This is a genomic window from Duganella guangzhouensis, assembly GCF_009674535.1.
GTDB lineage: Bacteria > Pseudomonadota > Gammaproteobacteria > Burkholderiales > Burkholderiaceae_D > Rugamonas > Rugamonas guangzhouensis.
Genome location: NZ_WKJK01000019.1, coordinates 1 through 14830 on the forward strand (window position 1 = coordinate 1; position 14830 = coordinate 14830).

Annotated in this window: 14 protein-coding genes; 9 read left to right on the forward strand and 5 right to left on the reverse strand. The window is 61.9% G+C overall.

The features are described 5' to 3' along the window. Nucleotides 1-90: 90 nt before the first annotated feature. Complete coding sequence (hemB, locus tag GJ699_RS27275; protein ID WP_154382388.1) at nucleotides 91-1098, reverse strand: porphobilinogen synthase; 1008 nt, start codon at nucleotides 1096-1098, stop codon at nucleotides 91-93. After that, a complete protein-coding gene (yihA, locus tag GJ699_RS27280; protein WP_154382390.1) occupies nucleotides 1091-1807 on the reverse strand; it encodes a ribosome biogenesis GTP-binding protein YihA/YsxC in 717 nt (238 codons plus the stop codon). The genes hemB and yihA overlap by 8 nt, the downstream gene beginning before the upstream one ends. 152 nt (nucleotides 1808-1959) lie before the next feature. Between yihA and GJ699_RS27285 the strand changes: the two genes are divergently transcribed. The 6 genes from GJ699_RS27285 (at nucleotide 1960) to GJ699_RS27310 (ending at nucleotide 8578) form a co-directional block, all read left to right on the forward strand. Continuing rightward, on the forward strand, nucleotides 1960-2634 hold the full coding sequence (locus tag GJ699_RS27285; RefSeq protein ID WP_154382392.1) for a c-type cytochrome: 675 nt from the start codon (nucleotides 1960-1962) through the stop codon (nucleotides 2632-2634). A 121-nt stretch (nucleotides 2635-2755) separates the two neighbouring features. Continuing rightward, nucleotides 2756-4837, forward strand: coding sequence for a cytochrome c biogenesis protein ResB (locus tag GJ699_RS27290; protein WP_154382394.1), 2082 nt, complete (start codon nucleotides 2756-2758; stop codon nucleotides 4835-4837). A gap of 13 nt (nucleotides 4838-4850) precedes the next feature. Beyond that, on the forward strand, nucleotides 4851-6005 hold the full coding sequence (gene ccsB, locus GJ699_RS27295; RefSeq protein WP_154382618.1) for a c-type cytochrome biogenesis protein CcsB: 1155 nt from the start codon (nucleotides 4851-4853) through the stop codon (nucleotides 6003-6005). A 71-nt stretch (nucleotides 6006-6076) separates the two neighbouring features. After that, nucleotides 6077-7048 (forward strand): protein-methionine-sulfoxide reductase catalytic subunit MsrP, encoded by a 972-nt coding sequence (gene msrP / locus GJ699_RS27300; RefSeq protein WP_154382396.1) that lies wholly within the window; start codon nucleotides 6077-6079, stop codon nucleotides 7046-7048. Further along, nucleotides 7048-7656, forward strand: a complete 609-nt coding sequence (msrQ, locus tag GJ699_RS27305; RefSeq protein WP_154382398.1) for a protein-methionine-sulfoxide reductase heme-binding subunit MsrQ — start codon at nucleotides 7048-7050, stop codon at nucleotides 7654-7656. The genes msrP and msrQ overlap by 1 nt, the downstream gene beginning before the upstream one ends. 10 nt (nucleotides 7657-7666) lie before the next feature. Next, nucleotides 7667-8578, forward strand: coding sequence for a transporter substrate-binding domain-containing protein (locus tag GJ699_RS27310; protein ID WP_154382400.1), 912 nt, complete (start codon nucleotides 7667-7669; stop codon nucleotides 8576-8578). Nucleotides 8579-8584: 6 nt separating this feature from the next. On the opposite strand, the gene lysA is transcribed toward GJ699_RS27310, so the two are convergent. Further along, a complete protein-coding gene (lysA, locus tag GJ699_RS27315) occupies nucleotides 8585-9862 on the reverse strand; it encodes a diaminopimelate decarboxylase (protein ID WP_154382402.1) in 1278 nt (425 codons plus the stop codon). Between the two features lie 6 nt (nucleotides 9863-9868). Further along, nucleotides 9869-10024, reverse strand: a complete 156-nt coding sequence (gene lptM, locus GJ699_RS34775) for an LPS translocon maturation chaperone LptM (protein ID WP_371867688.1) — start codon at nucleotides 10022-10024, stop codon at nucleotides 9869-9871. Nucleotides 10025-10067: 43 nt separating this feature from the next. On the opposite strand from lptM, the gene cyaY reads away from it, so the two are divergent. Continuing rightward, entirely contained in the window at nucleotides 10068-10403 is a 336-nt protein-coding gene (cyaY, locus tag GJ699_RS27320; RefSeq protein WP_154382404.1) for an iron donor protein CyaY, read from the forward strand. Here cyaY and GJ699_RS27325 read toward each other — a convergent pair. After that, a complete protein-coding gene (locus GJ699_RS27325) occupies nucleotides 10400-12760 on the reverse strand; it encodes a penicillin-binding protein 1A (RefSeq protein WP_154382406.1) in 2361 nt (786 codons plus the stop codon). The two genes, cyaY and GJ699_RS27325, sit on opposite strands and share 4 nt — an antisense overlap. Before the next feature lie 340 nt (nucleotides 12761-13100). On the opposite strand from GJ699_RS27325, the gene GJ699_RS27330 reads away from it, so the two are divergent. Next, complete coding sequence (locus GJ699_RS27330; protein WP_154382407.1) at nucleotides 13101-14183, forward strand: pilus assembly protein PilM; 1083 nt, start codon at nucleotides 13101-13103, stop codon at nucleotides 14181-14183. Continuing rightward, nucleotides 14183-14824, forward strand: coding sequence for a PilN domain-containing protein (locus GJ699_RS27335; RefSeq protein WP_154382409.1), 642 nt, complete (start codon nucleotides 14183-14185; stop codon nucleotides 14822-14824). The genes GJ699_RS27330 and GJ699_RS27335 overlap by 1 nt, the downstream gene beginning before the upstream one ends. Nucleotides 14825-14830: the final 6 nt, after the last annotated feature.

Consider the following 14830-nt stretch of genomic DNA (forward strand, 5'->3'; position numbering starts at 1 on the left):
GGTCAATCCTCCCAAAGCTACACGGGCTCTACCGTAGCGTTCCGCTACGGTAGAGCCCGTGTAGCTTTGGGAGGATTGACCCCGGATTTTTTATTGCGCTTTCAGCTTGCGGGCGACGTCGAGCGCGAAGTAGGTGAGCACGCCGTCGGCGCCAGCGCGTTTGAAGGCGAGGATGGATTCCATCATCACTTTGTCGTGATCCAGCCAGCCGTTTTGCGCGGCGGCTTTCAGCATCGCGTATTCGCCGCTGACCTGGTAGGCGAAGGTCGGCACCTTGAATTCGTCTTTTACACGACGCACGATGTCCAGGTAGGGCATGCCGGGCTTGACCATCACCATGTCGGCGCCTTCGGCCAGGTCCAGCCCGACTTCGCGCAGCGCTTCGTCGCTGTTGGCCGGGTCCATCTGGTACTGGTTCTTGTCGCCTTTGCCCAGGTTGGCCGCCGAGCCGACCGCGTCGCGGAACGGGCCGTAGAACGCCGATGCATACTTGGCCGAATACGCCATGATGCGGGTGTGGATGTGGCCGGCCGATTCCAGCGCTTCGCGGATGGCGCCGATGCGGCCGTCCATCATGTCCGACGGCGCCACCACATCGACGCCGGCATTCGCATGGCACAGCGCCTGGCGCACCAGCATGTCGGTGGTGATGTCGTTGATGACGTAGCCGTCGTCGTCGATCAGGCCGTCCTGGCCATGGCTGGTGTACGGGTCGAGCGCGATGTCGGTCAGGATGCCCAGCTCCGGGAACGCTTGCTTCAGCGCGCGCACCGCGCGCGGCACCAGCCCTTCCGGATTAGTGGCTTCGATGCCGTCCGGGGTTTTCTTGGCGGTGTCGATCACCGGGAACAACGCCAGCACCGGGATGCCCAGCGCCACGCATTCTTCCGCCACCTTCAGCAGCAGGTCAACCGAAACCCGTTCCACGCCCGGCATCGACTTCACCGCTTCGCGCTGGTGCGTGCCTTCGAGGATGAACACCGGGTAGATCAGGTCCGCCGGCGTCAGCACGTTTTCGCGCATCAGGGCGCGGGAAAACGGATCACGGCGCATGCGGCGCATGCGGATGGCGGGGAATTGGGCAGATACTTTACTCATCGCTATCACTTCCTACTTCTGGGTCTGGGGTGGCAGGTTGGTCGTCCTCCGCCAGGCCGCACAACTCAAGAATCTTGTCGTTGGCTTCGTCGATGCCGACCCGTTTCAGGGCGGAGAACAGTTGCACGGTGAAAGGGAAGCCTTCGCCGTCTTCGTCGACGTAGCTGTCCAGCTTGGCTTTCGCCTGGCGCAGCACGTTGACCGATTCGTTGCGGTTCAATTTGTCAACCTTGGTCAGGATGCAATGGATCGGCTTGCCGGTAGGGGCGAACCATTCCAGCATCTGCACGTCCAGCTCGGTGAATGGGCGGCGCGAGTCCATGATCAGGACCAGCGCGGCCAGCTGGTCGCGGCGCTGCACGTAGTCGCCCAGCAGGCGCTGCCAGTGCAGTTTGGCCGAACCTGACACCTCCGCATAGCCGTAGCCCGGCAAGTCGACCAGCAACGCCTGGATTTCGTCGACGATGGTGGGATCTTTGCGGTGCTGCGCCACATGGGCGCCGCCGATCGAGAAGAAGTTGATGTGCTGGGTCCGGCCCGGCGTCTTGGACGCGAAGGCCAACCCTTTCTGATTACATAAGATGTTGATGGCGGTCGATTTACCGGCATTGGAGCGACCCGCAAAGGCGATTTCCGGCACCTGGGTGTCGGGCAGATCGCGCAATTGGTTAACGGTCGTAAAGAAGCGGGCTTGCCAGAGTTTGGACATGGGGAGGGAGTGGGGAAAAAAGCAACAGTTTAAAGCAGGTATTTTTTTAAGCTATTGTACAATGAGTCGATACCAAGTGCTTCTAAGCACGCATCAGTGCTGCGGTGGGCACTGTTGGTACCAACTTTTTAGACTCCTCCTAGGGTGCTTGAATGAATAGTGTGTTTTCACCGTTTGTAAAAACCATGCTCGTCGCCTTGCTCGCTGTAGCTGCCACCGCTACCGCCTCCGCCGACGATAAGAAGCCCGCCCAACCCGCTGCCCCGAAAATCGATGCTGCCAAAGGCGCCGCCCTGTTCACCGACGGCGATAACGCCCGTGGTCTGCCGGCCTGCGTGTCCTGTCATGGCGCCGGTGGCAACTCCACCATCTCCGTCAATCCCAAGCTGGCCGGCCAGCATGAGGGTTATCTGTACAAGCAGCTGGTCGCCTTCACCACCGCCGATCGCAGCCAACCGGTGATGACCACCTACGCCAAGATGCTGAGCGACGAGGAAAAGCATAACGTCGCGGCCTGGCTGGTGACGCAGAAGCAGAATCCGGGCGCCGCCAAGAACAAGGACACGGTTGAGCTGGGCAAGAAAATCTACCGTGGCGGCATCGCCGAGAAGAGCGTGCCGGCCTGTGCCAGCTGTCATGGCGCCACCGGCGCCGGCATCCCGGTTCAGTATCCGCGTCTGGCCGGTCAGCATCAGGACTATACGTTTGCTCAGCTGGGTCTGTTCAAGGCTGGCACCCGCAAGAGCGTCGAAATGGCCACCATCTCCAAGCGCATGTCGGACGAAGAGATGAAAGCCGTTGCAGATTACGTAGCGGGCCTGAAATAAAATTAAAAATTCTGCATGATTAACGTGCAGACCAGGCAAAAAGAAAGGGGGCGGCTGCGTGAGCAGGCTGCCCTTTTTGTTGGTATGCTGCCGCCTGCCACCACTTTATTAAAGAATCTGAATGAGTAGCCCCAGTACCACCGGCATCCAGCTGAACACCCGCCGCGCCGTCGTCGCTGAAGTTGTCGAGCTGATCTCTTCCATGCGCTTCGCCATCGCCCTGCTGGCGATGATTGCGATTGCGGCCATCATCGGCACCGTGATGAAGCAGGGCGAGCCGGCGTCCAATTACATCAACCAGTTCGGCCCGTTCTGGTATGAGATCTTCCGCAAGCTGGGCCTGTACAGCGTGTATTCGGCCTGGTGGTTCCTGCTGCTGATGACCATGCTGGTGACGTCCACCTCGCTGTGCATCATCCGTAACGCGCCGAAGATGCTGAAGGATATGCGCAGCTGGCGCGAGAACGTGCGCGAGCAATCGCTGCTGAATTTCCACCACAAGATGCAATGGCGCTCGTCGCTGGCGCGCACGGCGCTGGCGCAGCAGAGCGCGGCGCGGCTGGCGGATGCCGGCTATCAGGTCAAGCTGGTCGACAAGGATAATGGCACGCTGGTGGCGGCCAAGCAGGGCGCGGCCAACAAGTTCGGCTACATCTTCGCGCACAGCGCCATCGTGGTGATTTGCCTGGGCGCGGTGATGGATTCGGATATCCCGATCCGGCTGCAGGAATGGTTCCTCGGCAAGACGCCGTTCAATGGCAGCGGCCTGATCTCGCAAGTGCCGCCGCAGCACCGCCTCGGCACCGGCAATCCCACCTTCCGCGGCAATACCATGATTCCGGAAGGGCAGAACAGCAGCACCGCCATCCTCAACCGTCCGGATGGCGTGCTGATTCAGGAACTGCCGTTCACCATCAACCTGAAAAAATTCACCATCGATTTCTACAGCACCGGCATGCCCAAGCTGTTTGCCAGCGATGTGGAAGTGCGCGACAACCAGACCGGCGAAACCGTCAAAGGCACCATCGAGGTCAACCATCCGCTGATCTTCAAGGGCGTGGCGATTTACCAGTCCAGCTTTGAGGATGGCGGCAGCAAGCTCAAGCTCAGCGGCTTCCCGATGAGCGGCAACGACAGCAAGCGTTTCGAGATCGCCGGCGAAGTCGGTGCCTCGACCCCGCTGGGCGATGCCTACACCGTGGAATGGTCCGGCTTCCGTCCCTTCAACGTCGAGAACGTCGGCGCGACCGAAGATCCGCGCTCGGTCAAGAAAGGCAAGAGCTTGCAGGAAGAGCTGGGCGAGCACATGGGCTCGGCCGGCAAGAATGCCGTCAACAAGGATCTGAAAAACGTCGGCCCGAGCGTCAGCTACAAGCTGCGCGACAAGACCGGCCAGGCGCGCGAGTACAACAATTACATGCAGCCGATTACCGTCGATGGCGCCACCGTATTCCTGGCCGGCGTGCGCGCCAACCCATCGGACAATTTCAGCTACCTGCGCATCCCGGCCGACGACGGCCACAGCGTGACTGAATGGATGCGTCTGCGCGCCGCGCTGCAGGATGCAGATCTGCGCGCCGCCGCCGCCAAACGCTACGCCGCCCGCGCCACGCCCAACTCGGCCGCCGGCGACGCGCTGCGCGCCCAGCTGCAAGCGTCGGCCGACAAGAGCCTGACCATCTTCGCCGGCAGCGACAAAGCCGGTGGCTTCATGGCCATCTCGCAGTTCCTGGAAAAAATCCCGGCCGGCGAGCAGGAAAAAGCCGCCGACGTGTTCATGAAAATCCTCAACGGCAGCCTGTGGGACTTGTGGCAAGTGGCGCGCGCCAAGGATGGCCTGGAGCCGGTCGGCGAGGATGAAGTCCACGCCCGCTTCCTGCAACTGGCCACCAACGCGCTGTCCGATGCCTTCTTCTATGGCGCCCCGGTCTACCTGCAACTGGACGATTTCACCGAAATCAAGGCATCGGTGTTCCAGGTGACGCGCTCGCCGGGCAAGAACGTGGTGTATCTTGGCTGTCTGTTCCTGGTGCTGGGCGTGTTTGCGATGTTCTACATCCGCGAGCGCCGGCTGTGGATCTGGATCAAGGATGACGGCACTGGCACCGAGGCGCTGATGGCCATGAGCACCCAGCGCAAAACGCTGGACTTTGAACGCGAATTTGAAATACTGAAGCAAAAACTGCCGCAATCGGCGGCATAAGCAGGAGAACATGATGGAAATGACCCAATCCCAGCAAACCTACACCCAGGCGCCAGGCTACTTCAAGCGCCTGACCGTGGTCGACTGGCTGTACGCGCTGGCGCTGCTGGCCGGCGCCGTGTTTGCGCTGAACCGTTTCGGCCACTACATGGATATCTACGAGCAGGGCATCCTGCTGGCGGCGGTGCCGGTGTTCGCCACGCTGGGCTGGCACTGGAAACCGGTGCGCTGGCTGATGCCGCTGGTGGCGTTGCTGTCGCTGTGGGCGATCTCCATGTACGCCGGCCAGCTGGACAACGGCACCAAGAAATTCTGGCTGCGCATGATGCTGTCCAGCCAGTCGGCGGTGCTGTGGATGAGCGTGATGTTTGTCATCTCCACCGTGTTCTACTGGATCGGCTTTGCCGGCCGCTCGGGCGCGGCCTCCAGCATCGGCTCCAAGCTGTGCTGGTCCGCCGTGGTGCTGGGCTGGACCGCGATGATGGTGCGCTGGTTCGAGTCCTACCTGATCGGCGCCGACGTCGGCCACATTCCGGTCTCCAATCTGTACGAAGTGTTCATCCTGTTCTCGCTGATCACCGCGATGTTCTACCTGTACTTCGAACAGCGCTACGCCACCCGCCAGATGGGCCCGTTCGTGCTGCTGGTGATTTCGGCCGCTATCGGCTTCCTGATGTGGTACACCACCTCGCGCAACGCCGCCGACATCCAGCCGCTGCTGCCGGCGCTGCAAAGCTGGTGGATGAAGATCCACGTGCCGGCCAACTTCATCGGTTACGGCAACTTCGCGCTGGCCGCCATGGTGTCGGCCGCCTACCTGCTGAAAACCTCGGGCTACCTGAAAGACCGTTTGCCATCGGTGGAAGTGCTGGATGACGTGATGTACAAAGCCATCTCGGCCGGCTTCGCCTTCTTCACCATCGCGACGATTCTGGGCGCGCTGTGGGCGGCGGAAGCCTGGGGTGGCTACTGGTCGTGGGATCCGAAAGAAACCTGGGCGCTGATCGTCTGGCTGAACTACGCGGCCTGGCTGCACATGCGTTTGACCAAGGGCTTGCGCGGCCGTCCGGCAGCGTGGTGGGCGCTGGTGGGCCTGGTGGTGACGACTTTCGCTTTCCTGGGCGTCAACATGTTCCTGTCCGGTTTGCACTCCTACGGCAAATTGTAAACTTAAGTTTAATATTCGTTCCGGGGGATTCGGTGTAAGGTTTAGCCCTAGACCAATCTTCTGGAGCCGACATGCTGATCAAGCGTCCCCCTAATGGCATAGACCTGCCGTTTTCCTCTGAAATCACGCCGCGCGAGGTGTACGAAGCGCGCCGCGGCTTCATGAAGCAGCTCGCCATGGGCGCGCTGGGCAGTGCCGCGCTGCTGGAAATGGCGCAGCGCGAAGCCTTCGCCCAGGGCGTCAAACTGCCCGCCAAGCTGAATCCGGCCTTTTCCGCGCTGGACAAGCAGACCGCGTTCAAGGACGCCACCACCTACAACAACTTCTATGAATTCGGCACCGACAAGAGCGAGCCGGCAATGTATGCGGGCACGCTGAAAACGCGGCCGTGGACGGTGTCCATCGAAGGCGAGGTCAAGAAGCCGATCACGCTGGATATCGATGCGCTGCTGAAGCTGGCGCCGCTGGAAGAACGCGTCTACCGCCTGCGCTGCGTCGAGGGCTGGTCGATGGTGATACCGTGGATCGGTTATTCGTTCTCCGAGATCATCAAGAAGGTCGAGCCGACCGGCAATGCCAAATACGTCGAGTTCATCTCGCTGGCCGACAAGAAGCAGATGCCGGGCGTCGGCAGCCGCGTGCTGGACTGGCCCTACACCGAAGGCTTGCGCATCGACGAAGCCAATCACCCGCTGGCGCTGCTGACCTTTGGCATGTACGGCGAAGTACTGCCGAACCAGAACGGCGCCCCGGTACGCATGGTGCTGCCGTGGAAGTACGGCTTCAAGTCGGCCAAGTCGATTGTCAAAATCCGCTTCGTGAAAGACCAGCCGCGCACCTCGTGGAATCTGTCCGCGCCCAACGAGTATGGCTTCTACTCCAACGTCAATCCGGACGTCGACCACCCGCGCTGGTCGCAGGCATCCGAGCGTCGCATCGGCGAGGACGGCTTCCTGTCGCGCAAGCGCAAGACGCTGATGTTCAACGGCTATAACGATGTCGCGCCGCTGTACGCCGGCATGGATCTGAAAAAATACTACTGATGTTGACGACCAAGCAAACCAGCGGGCTCAAGGCCGTGCTGTTCGTGTTGGCGCTGGTGCCGCTGGCGCGCATGGTGTATCTGACCGTGACCGGCCAACTGGTCGATCCGCTGGAATTCATCACGCGCGGCACCGGCGACTGGACGCTGTACTTCCTGTGCTTTACGCTGGCGGTGACGCCGTTGCGGCGGCTCAGTGGCTGGAACTGGCTGGTCAAGCTGCGCCGCATGCTGGGGCTGTACACCTTCTTCTACGGTTTCCTGCACTTCATGACCTTCCTGTGGTTCGACCATTTCTTCGATCTGGCCGAGATGTGGAAAGACGTGCTGAAGCGGCCCTTCATCACGGTCGGCTTCATCGCCTTCGTGCTGCTGATTCCGCTGGCGGTCACCAGCACCAACGGCATGATCAAGCGCCTGGGCGGCAAGCGCTGGCAATGGCTGCACCGGCTGATCTACGTGATCGCGCCGCTGGCCATCCTGCATTTCTGGTGGATGAAGGCGGGCAAGCACAATTTCACCCAGCCGATTATCTTTGGCCTCATCCTCGGCACGCTGTTGCTCGCACGCCTCTACTGGAAGGTGACAACGCGCCGCAACATGGCATAGACTGCTTTGCATGCAGTCTTCATACACGCCAGTATCGCGTCGGGACGTGCTGCTGGCGCTGGCTGCCCTGGCGCTGAGCGCGCGGGGAGTGCGCGCGGCCAACGCCGCCATGGCCTATTTGTACTACGAGTGGGGGCGCACCCCCAAGCGCGACGATTATCAGGTCGCCGCCTTGACGCTGGCGCTGAAGAAAACCGAGCCGGCCTACGGTGCCTTCTCCGTCACCCGGGTGCCGGACAATATGAGCACCATGCGGGTGTGGCGCGAAGTGCATCTGGGTCAGCGGCTGAACGTCCACGTCGGTCCCTGGCGCAGCGACGAGGGCAGCAGCGGGGATGAGCGCAATATCCTGGTCAGCACGCCCATCATGGGTGGCCTGCTGGGCTACCGCCAGTTGATCGTGCGTCAGGAGGATTTACAGAAATTCAGCACCATCGTCAGCCAGGCGCAGCTCAAGCGGCTCACGGCGGGGCAGGGGCGCAGCTGGGTGGATGTCAAGATACTGCGCCACAACGGCTACAAGGTGCAGGCCAGCGGCAATATGGAGACGCTGGTGGAAATGCTGGCCACCAAGCGCTTCGATTATCTGCCGTGCAGCGTGGTGGAGGTGGATTCGCTGCTGGAGCAGCATCCGCGACTGACGTCCGGCCTGACAGTGGTGCCGGATCTGCTGTTGTATTACCCGCTGCCGACCATGTTTTACATCAGTGCCAACCAGCCACGCATGGCCGAGCGGCTGGAGGCCGGCCTGGCGGCGGTCAAGCGCGATGGCTCGCTCGACGCGCTGACCGCGCGCCATTTCCAGAAGGAGATACGGCAGTTGCAATCGGGCAGTAGTCGTTGTTTTGTGCTCGATAATCCGCTGTTGCCGCCGCTGTATGCGAATGAACCGCCGTCCCTGCTGCGCAAGAACGGCGGCTAGCGCGATTTACTTCAGTACCGATTCCAGCGCGTACAGGTCTTCCGCCTTCTCGCGCTGACGCACCAGATGTGGCACGGTGCCATCGACGATCACCTCGGCGGCACGGCCACGGGTGTTGTAGTTGGAGGCCATGGTCATGCCGTAGGCGCCGGCGGTGTGCATCACCAGCAGGTCGCCGGCTTCCACCGCCAACGAACGGTCGCGCGCCAGCCAGTCGCCGGATTCGCAGATCGGGCCGACGATGTCGTAGCTGGCGGTGGCGACGTCGCGCTGCACCACCGGTTGCATGTCCATCCATGCCTCGTACAGCGCCGGACGCGCCATGTCGTTCATGGCGGCGTCGACGATGCAGAAGTTCTTCTCTTCGCCGTGCTTGATGAATTCCACCTTGGTCAGCAGCACGCCGGCGTCGCCGACGATGGAGCGGCCCGGCTCAAAGATCACCTTGATGCCCTTGCCGTTGTGGCGGGCGGTGCGCCAGGCGTCGATCTTGGCGAACAAACGGCCCAGGTAGTCGCCCACCGGCACCGGCGCTTTTTCGCCTTCGACGCGGTAGTCGATGCCGATGCCGCCACCGATGTCCAGGTGGTGCAGCTCGATGCCTTCGGCGCTGAGCTGGTCGATCAACTCGATCAGGCGGTCCAGCGCTTCCAGCAATGGCGCGTCGTCCAGCAACTGCGAGCCGATGTGGCAGTCGATGCCGGCCACGTCCAGGTGCGGCAGCTGGGCGGCGGTGCGGTAGGTGGCCAGCGCGTCGTCGAAGGCGACGCCGAACTTGTTGGCTTTCAGGCCGGTCGCGATGTAAGGGTGGGTCTTGGCGTCGACGTTCGGGTTGACGCGCAGCGAGATGCGCGCTTTCTTGCCCATGGAACCGGCCACCTCGTTCAGGCGGTGCAGTTCGGGGATCGATTCAACGTTGAAGCACAGGATGTCGTGCGACAGCGCCAGGCGCATTTCTTCCACGCTCTTGCCAACGCCGGAGAAGATCACCTTCTGCGGATCGCCGCCGGCCGCCAGCACGCGCTTCAGTTCACCGCCGGAGACGATGTCGAAGCCCGCGCCCTGGCGCGCCAGCAGGTCGAGGATGGCCAGATTCGAGTTGGCCTTCATGGCGTAGCACACCAGCGCGTCGCGGCCCTGGCAGGCGTCGGCGTAGGCGGCGAAATTGGCCAGCAGCGCGGCCTTGGAGTAGACGTAAGTCGGGGTGCCGAACTGTTCGGCGATAGCGCTCAGCGCGGCGTCTTCGGCGTGCAGCACGCCGGCTTTGTACGAAAATTGCGACATAGAGGATTATTGTTGAGTGGCAGCGGGTTCAGAAGTCGGCGCCGGGGCGGTGCTGCTCTTGGCAGCCTTGGCCGCAGGGCTCTTGGGCAGGTACAGGGGGCCGGGTTGGCCGCAGCCGCTCAGCAATACGCTCAGGATAATCAAACGGAGAGTGGACTTCACGATAGAATCACGAATTATTTAAGTGCAGATACTGGAGTGTAGCATGGGCGAATCAGAATTCCTGGCGCAAGCCGAGGCCACCTTGAACGCGATCGAGGCGGCGCTGGACCGTTTGAACGATGCCGATATGACCGATGTCGAGTGCAGCCGCAGTGGCAATGTGCTGGAAATCGAGTTTATCGACAATGGTTCCAAGATCATCGTCAACAGCCAGGCGGCGATGCAGGAGCTGTGGGTGGCGTCGCGTTCGGGCGGTTATCACTACCGTCAGAAGGACGGCCAGTGGCTCAACACCCGCGACGGCTCCGAGCTGTTTGCCACCCTGTCCGAGGAAGTCACGAAGCAGGGCGGCAGTCCGGTGGTGGTCAGCCCGGCTTAAAACAGCTCGTTTTTCACCGCGTCCTTGGCCTTTTCCTCGGCCGGGGTGCCGTGCCCCGGCGCGTCGAGGTTGTTGACCCCGGCGCCCGGCGGATTTTCCGCATAGTAGTACTCATCCCCCACCAGCATCACGCCTTCCGGCACCGCGCGTTCCTCGATTGGAATGCTCTTCAGCGCTTTTTGCATGTAGCTGATCCAGATCGGCAGCGCCAGGCCGCCACCGGTTTCGCGGTTACCCAGGTTTTTCGGCTGGTCATAGCCAATCCAGGCGATGCCCACCAGCTTCGGCTGGTAGCCGGCGAACCAGGCGTCGATCGAATCGTTGGTGGTACCGGTCTTGCCGGCGATGTCGCGGCGGCCCAGTACATTGGCCTTGGCGGCGGTGCCGAAGCGCACCACGTCCTTCAGCATGCTATCCATCAGGAAGGCGTTGCGCTCGTCGATCACGCGGTTTTTCTCGTCGCCGGCCAGGTCTGGATGGGCTTGCGACAGGATCTTGCCGTCGGCATCGGTCACTTTCGAGATCAGGTAAGGGCTGACCTTGTAGCCGCCGTTGGCGAACACCGCGTAGGCGCCGGCCATTTGCAGCGGCGTCACGTTGCCGGCGCCCAGGGCCAGCGTCAGGTAGGGCGGATTCTTTTCAGCGTCAAAGCCGAAGCGGGTCGCGTATTCCTGGCCGTATTTGGCGCCGATGCGGTGCAGGATGCGGATCGAGATCATGTTCTTGGACTTGGTCAGGCCCTTGCGCATGGTCATCGGGCCTTCGTACTTGCCGTCGTAGTTCTTCGGTTCCCACGCCTGGCCGCCGGTCTGGCCGGCGTCAAACGAGATCGGCGCATCGTTGATGATGGTGGCCGGCGACAGCCCGCGCTCCAGCGACGCCGAATAGATGAACGGCTTGAACGACGAGCCCGGCTGACGCCAGGCCTGGGTCACGTGGTTGAACTTGTTGCGGTTGTAGTCGAAGCCGCCCACCAGCGATTTGATCGCGCCGTCGGTGGTGCTGGCCGAGACGAAGGCCGATTCGATTTCCGGCATCTGCGCCACCAGCCAGTCTTTACCCTCCTGCATGACGCGGATCACCGCGCCGCGACGGATGCGCTTGTTCGGCGGGTTCTTGTCCGACAGCCAGGAGCGGCCCTGTTCCAAGCCGGCGCCGCTGATCTTGATTTCCTCGCCCGAGGCGGTGACGGCAGTGATCAGCTGCGGCGTGGCCGACAGCACCATGGCGGCGATGATGTCGTCGCTGTCCGGATGGTCGGCCAGTTCGGTCTCGATGGCGTCGTCGGCCTCTTCCTTGTTGGCCGGGATGTCGATGTACGCCTCGGGGCCGCGATAGGCGTGGCGGCGCTCGTAATCCATCACGCCCTTGCGCAGCGCCAGGTAGGCGGCGTCCTGGTCGGCCTTGGTGATGGTGGTGAACACGTTCAAGCCACGGGTGTAAGTGTCTTCCTTGAATTGCTCGTACACCAGCTGGCGCGCCAGCTCGGCCACGTACTCGGCGTGCACGCCGAATTCGCTGCTGTCGGTTTTCACTTTCAGCTCTTCGTTTTTGGCGGCCTCGAATTGCTTGTCGCTGATGTAGCCCAGCTCATGCATGCGTTGCAGAATGTATTGTTGGCGGGTGCGCGCGCGCTTCGGGTTGACCACCGGATTGTAGGCCGATGGCGCTTTTGGCAGGCCGGCCAGCATGGCGGCTTCGGCCACGCTAATGTCGCGCAGATTTTTGCCGAAATAGATTTGTGCGGCGGACGAGAAGCCGTAGGCGCGCTGACCCAGATAGATCTGGTTCATATAGACCTCCAGAATCTGATCCTTGCTCAGGTTCTTTTCGATCTTCCACGCCAGCAGCATCTCGTACACCTTGCGCTTGATGGTTTGTTCGCTGGACAGGAAGAAGTTGCGCGCCACCTGCTGGGTGATGGTGGAGGCGCCTTGCTTGCCGCCGCTGCCGAGCGCGTTGTGCAGGCCGGCGCGCAGGATGCCGGTGTAGTCGACGCCGCCGTGCTCGTAGAAACGGTCGTCCTCGATCGCCAGCACGGCTTTTTTCATCACATCGGGGATGTCCTTGATGCGCACCAGGTTGCGGCGCTCTTCGCCGAATTCGCCGATCAGCACGTTATCGGCGGAGAAGATCCGCAGCGGCATCTTCGGCCGGTAGTCGGTCAGCGTGTCGAGTTCGGGCAGATTGGGATAGGCCAGCGCCAGGCCGAACACCACCAGCAGCACGCCGGTCACGCCCAGTCCCAGCACGGACAGACCGGCCAGCAGGAAGAAACGGGAAGCTTTGTTGCGCGGTTTGGACGCGCCCTGGTCGGACGGGCCGGATGGTGGCGGGGCCGAATTGGAAGAAGCCATGCAGTTCGATCTTTCTGTTATGTGTGCGGGTGATTATAAGCGAGCGGCAAGGCCCACGGCGCGTCGTGCCAAATGACAGAAATATTTTCCCGATAGCAATAAAATAAATCAGTTGTTTTTGCTGCTACAGAGTGAAAAACAAGTGTGGCGAAACCCTCACACAACGGCAATTGTGCACAGCAGAAATACCTTTACACTTAAATAGGCAGGATTTAATGTACAGGCTGATATAAGCCTTCTAAACGCTGGTTTTAAAACGAGTTCCATTTATGCAAACACTTCGACAGCAGGTTCGGATGCACTGCGGTGCAGGCGCCAGCCATGGTGACGGGGGATGCGCATGATCGATCTCAAAACCCTGCTGGGCCAAGGCAACCCGCCGTTGGTGGGGATTGATATTTCCACTTCCAGCGTGCGGCTGGTGGAGCTGGCGCAGGGCAGCAAGGGCGCCGGCGATTACCGCCTGGAGCGCTATGCCAGCGAACCGCTGCCGCGCAACGCTGTCACTGACGGCAACATCGAAAACCTGGACCAGGTGGTGGAAGCGGTGCGCCGGGTCTGGAAGAAGAGCGGCACCAAGGCGCGCCTGGCCGCGCTGGGCATGCCGCCGGCGTCCGTGATCACCAAGAAAATCATTCTGCCGGCCGGGCTGTCGGAAGACCAGCTGGAAGTGCAGGTCGAGTCCGAAGCCAGCCAGTACATCCCGTTTGCGCTTGATGAGGTCAGCCTGGACTTCGACGTCATCGGCCCGGCCGCCAACTCGGCCGAGGACATTGAAGTGATGCTGGCCGCCTCGCGCCGCGAAAAGGTCGAGGACCGGGTCGCGATTGCCGAAGCGTCCGGCCTCAAGGCCACCGTGATGGACATTGAATCCTACGCCGCGCGCGCCGCGCTGGACCGCGTGATCGCCCAACTGCCGGAAGCCGGTACCAACCAGGTGATCGCGCTGTTCCAGATCGGCGCCCAGGTGACCCATATTTCGGTGATGCTGGACGGCGTTACCGTCTACGAGCGCGAGCAGCCGTTTGGCGGCAACACGCTGACCCAGGACATCGTGCGCAGCTATGGCCTGTCGTTCGACGAGGCCGAGGCGCGCAAGAAAACCGGCGACCTGCCGGAAAACTATCAGGCCGAGCTGCTGACGCCGTTCCTGGAAAGCGCCGCGCTGGAAATCACCCGCGCCATTCAGTTCTTCTACACCTCCACTCCCTACACCCGGGTCGACCAGCTGTACCTGGCTGGCGGCTGCGCGCTGATTCCCGGCCTGCTGGACCTGGTGGCCAGCCGCACCCGCATTTCCAGCGCGGTGATCTCGCCGTTCAAGGGCATGCAGATCGGCCCTTCGGTGCGCGAATCGCAGCTGCGGCTCGACGCCCCGGCCTATATGGTGGCCTGCGGCCTGGCCATGCGGAGGTTCGGCTGATGATACGCATAAACCTGCTGCCGCACCGCGAGGAAAAGCGCAAGCAAAAGAAGCAAGCCTTCATTGCGCTGCTGGCGTTGGGTGCCGTGGTGGGCGTCGGCATCGTGCTGCTGGTGGGCGGCTATAACGCGCGCGCGATCGCGATCCAGGAAGCGCGCAACAAGGAATTGAAAACCGCCATCACCGGCCTCGACAAAAAGATCGCCGAGATCGCCACGCTGAAGCAGGAAATCGAAGCGCTGAAGGCGCGCCAGCAGGCGGTGGAGGATTTGCAGGGCGACCGCAACCAGCCGGTGTATCTGCTGGATGAGCTGGTCAAGCAGACGCCGGCCGGCGTCTACCTGAAGGGTTTCCGCCAGGATGGGCAGAAGGTCGCCGTCAACGGTTATGCGCAGTCGCAGGAGCGGGTGTCGGAATTGCTGCGCAATCTGGCCGGCGTGTCGCCGTGGCTGGAAAAGCCAGACCTGATTGAGGTGAAGTCGACTGGCCTGGGCGCCGGCAAGACCGCGCGCAAGGTGGTGGAGTTCAACCTCAACGTCAACATCAAGCGTCCGCGCGACAAGGACAAGCCGGAAGAGGGCGCCAAGGGCAAACCAGCTGGCGCCGCACCGACCACCGGCATGCCGCCGGCCCACGCTTAGGAACGC

Coding starts and splice junctions, on each gene's coding strand:
- hemB (WP_154382388.1), bottom strand. CDS start 1,098: ATGAGTAAAGTATCTGCCCAATTCCCCGCCATCCGCATGCGCCGCATG.
- yihA (WP_154382390.1), bottom strand. CDS start 1,807: ATGTCCAAACTCTGGCAAGCCCGCTTCTTTACGACCGTTAACCAATTG.
- GJ699_RS27285 (WP_154382392.1), top strand. CDS start 1,960: ATGAATAGTGTGTTTTCACCGTTTGTAAAAACCATGCTCGTCGCCTTG.
- GJ699_RS27290 (WP_154382394.1), top strand. CDS start 2,756: ATGAGTAGCCCCAGTACCACCGGCATCCAGCTGAACACCCGCCGCGCC.
- ccsB (WP_154382618.1), top strand. CDS start 4,851: ATGGAAATGACCCAATCCCAGCAAACCTACACCCAGGCGCCAGGCTAC.
- msrP (WP_154382396.1), top strand. CDS start 6,077: ATGCTGATCAAGCGTCCCCCTAATGGCATAGACCTGCCGTTTTCCTCT.
- msrQ (WP_154382398.1), top strand. CDS start 7,048: ATGTTGACGACCAAGCAAACCAGCGGGCTCAAGGCCGTGCTGTTCGTG.
- GJ699_RS27310 (WP_154382400.1), top strand. CDS start 7,667: ATGCAGTCTTCATACACGCCAGTATCGCGTCGGGACGTGCTGCTGGCG.
- lysA (WP_154382402.1), bottom strand. CDS start 9,862: ATGTCGCAATTTTCGTACAAAGCCGGCGTGCTGCACGCCGAAGACGCC.
- cyaY (WP_154382404.1), top strand. CDS start 10,068: ATGGGCGAATCAGAATTCCTGGCGCAAGCCGAGGCCACCTTGAACGCG.
- GJ699_RS27325 (WP_154382406.1), bottom strand. CDS start 12,760: ATGGCTTCTTCCAATTCGGCCCCGCCACCATCCGGCCCGTCCGACCAG.
- GJ699_RS27330 (WP_154382407.1), top strand. CDS start 13,101: ATGATCGATCTCAAAACCCTGCTGGGCCAAGGCAACCCGCCGTTGGTG.
- GJ699_RS27335 (WP_154382409.1), top strand. CDS start 14,183: ATGATACGCATAAACCTGCTGCCGCACCGCGAGGAAAAGCGCAAGCAA.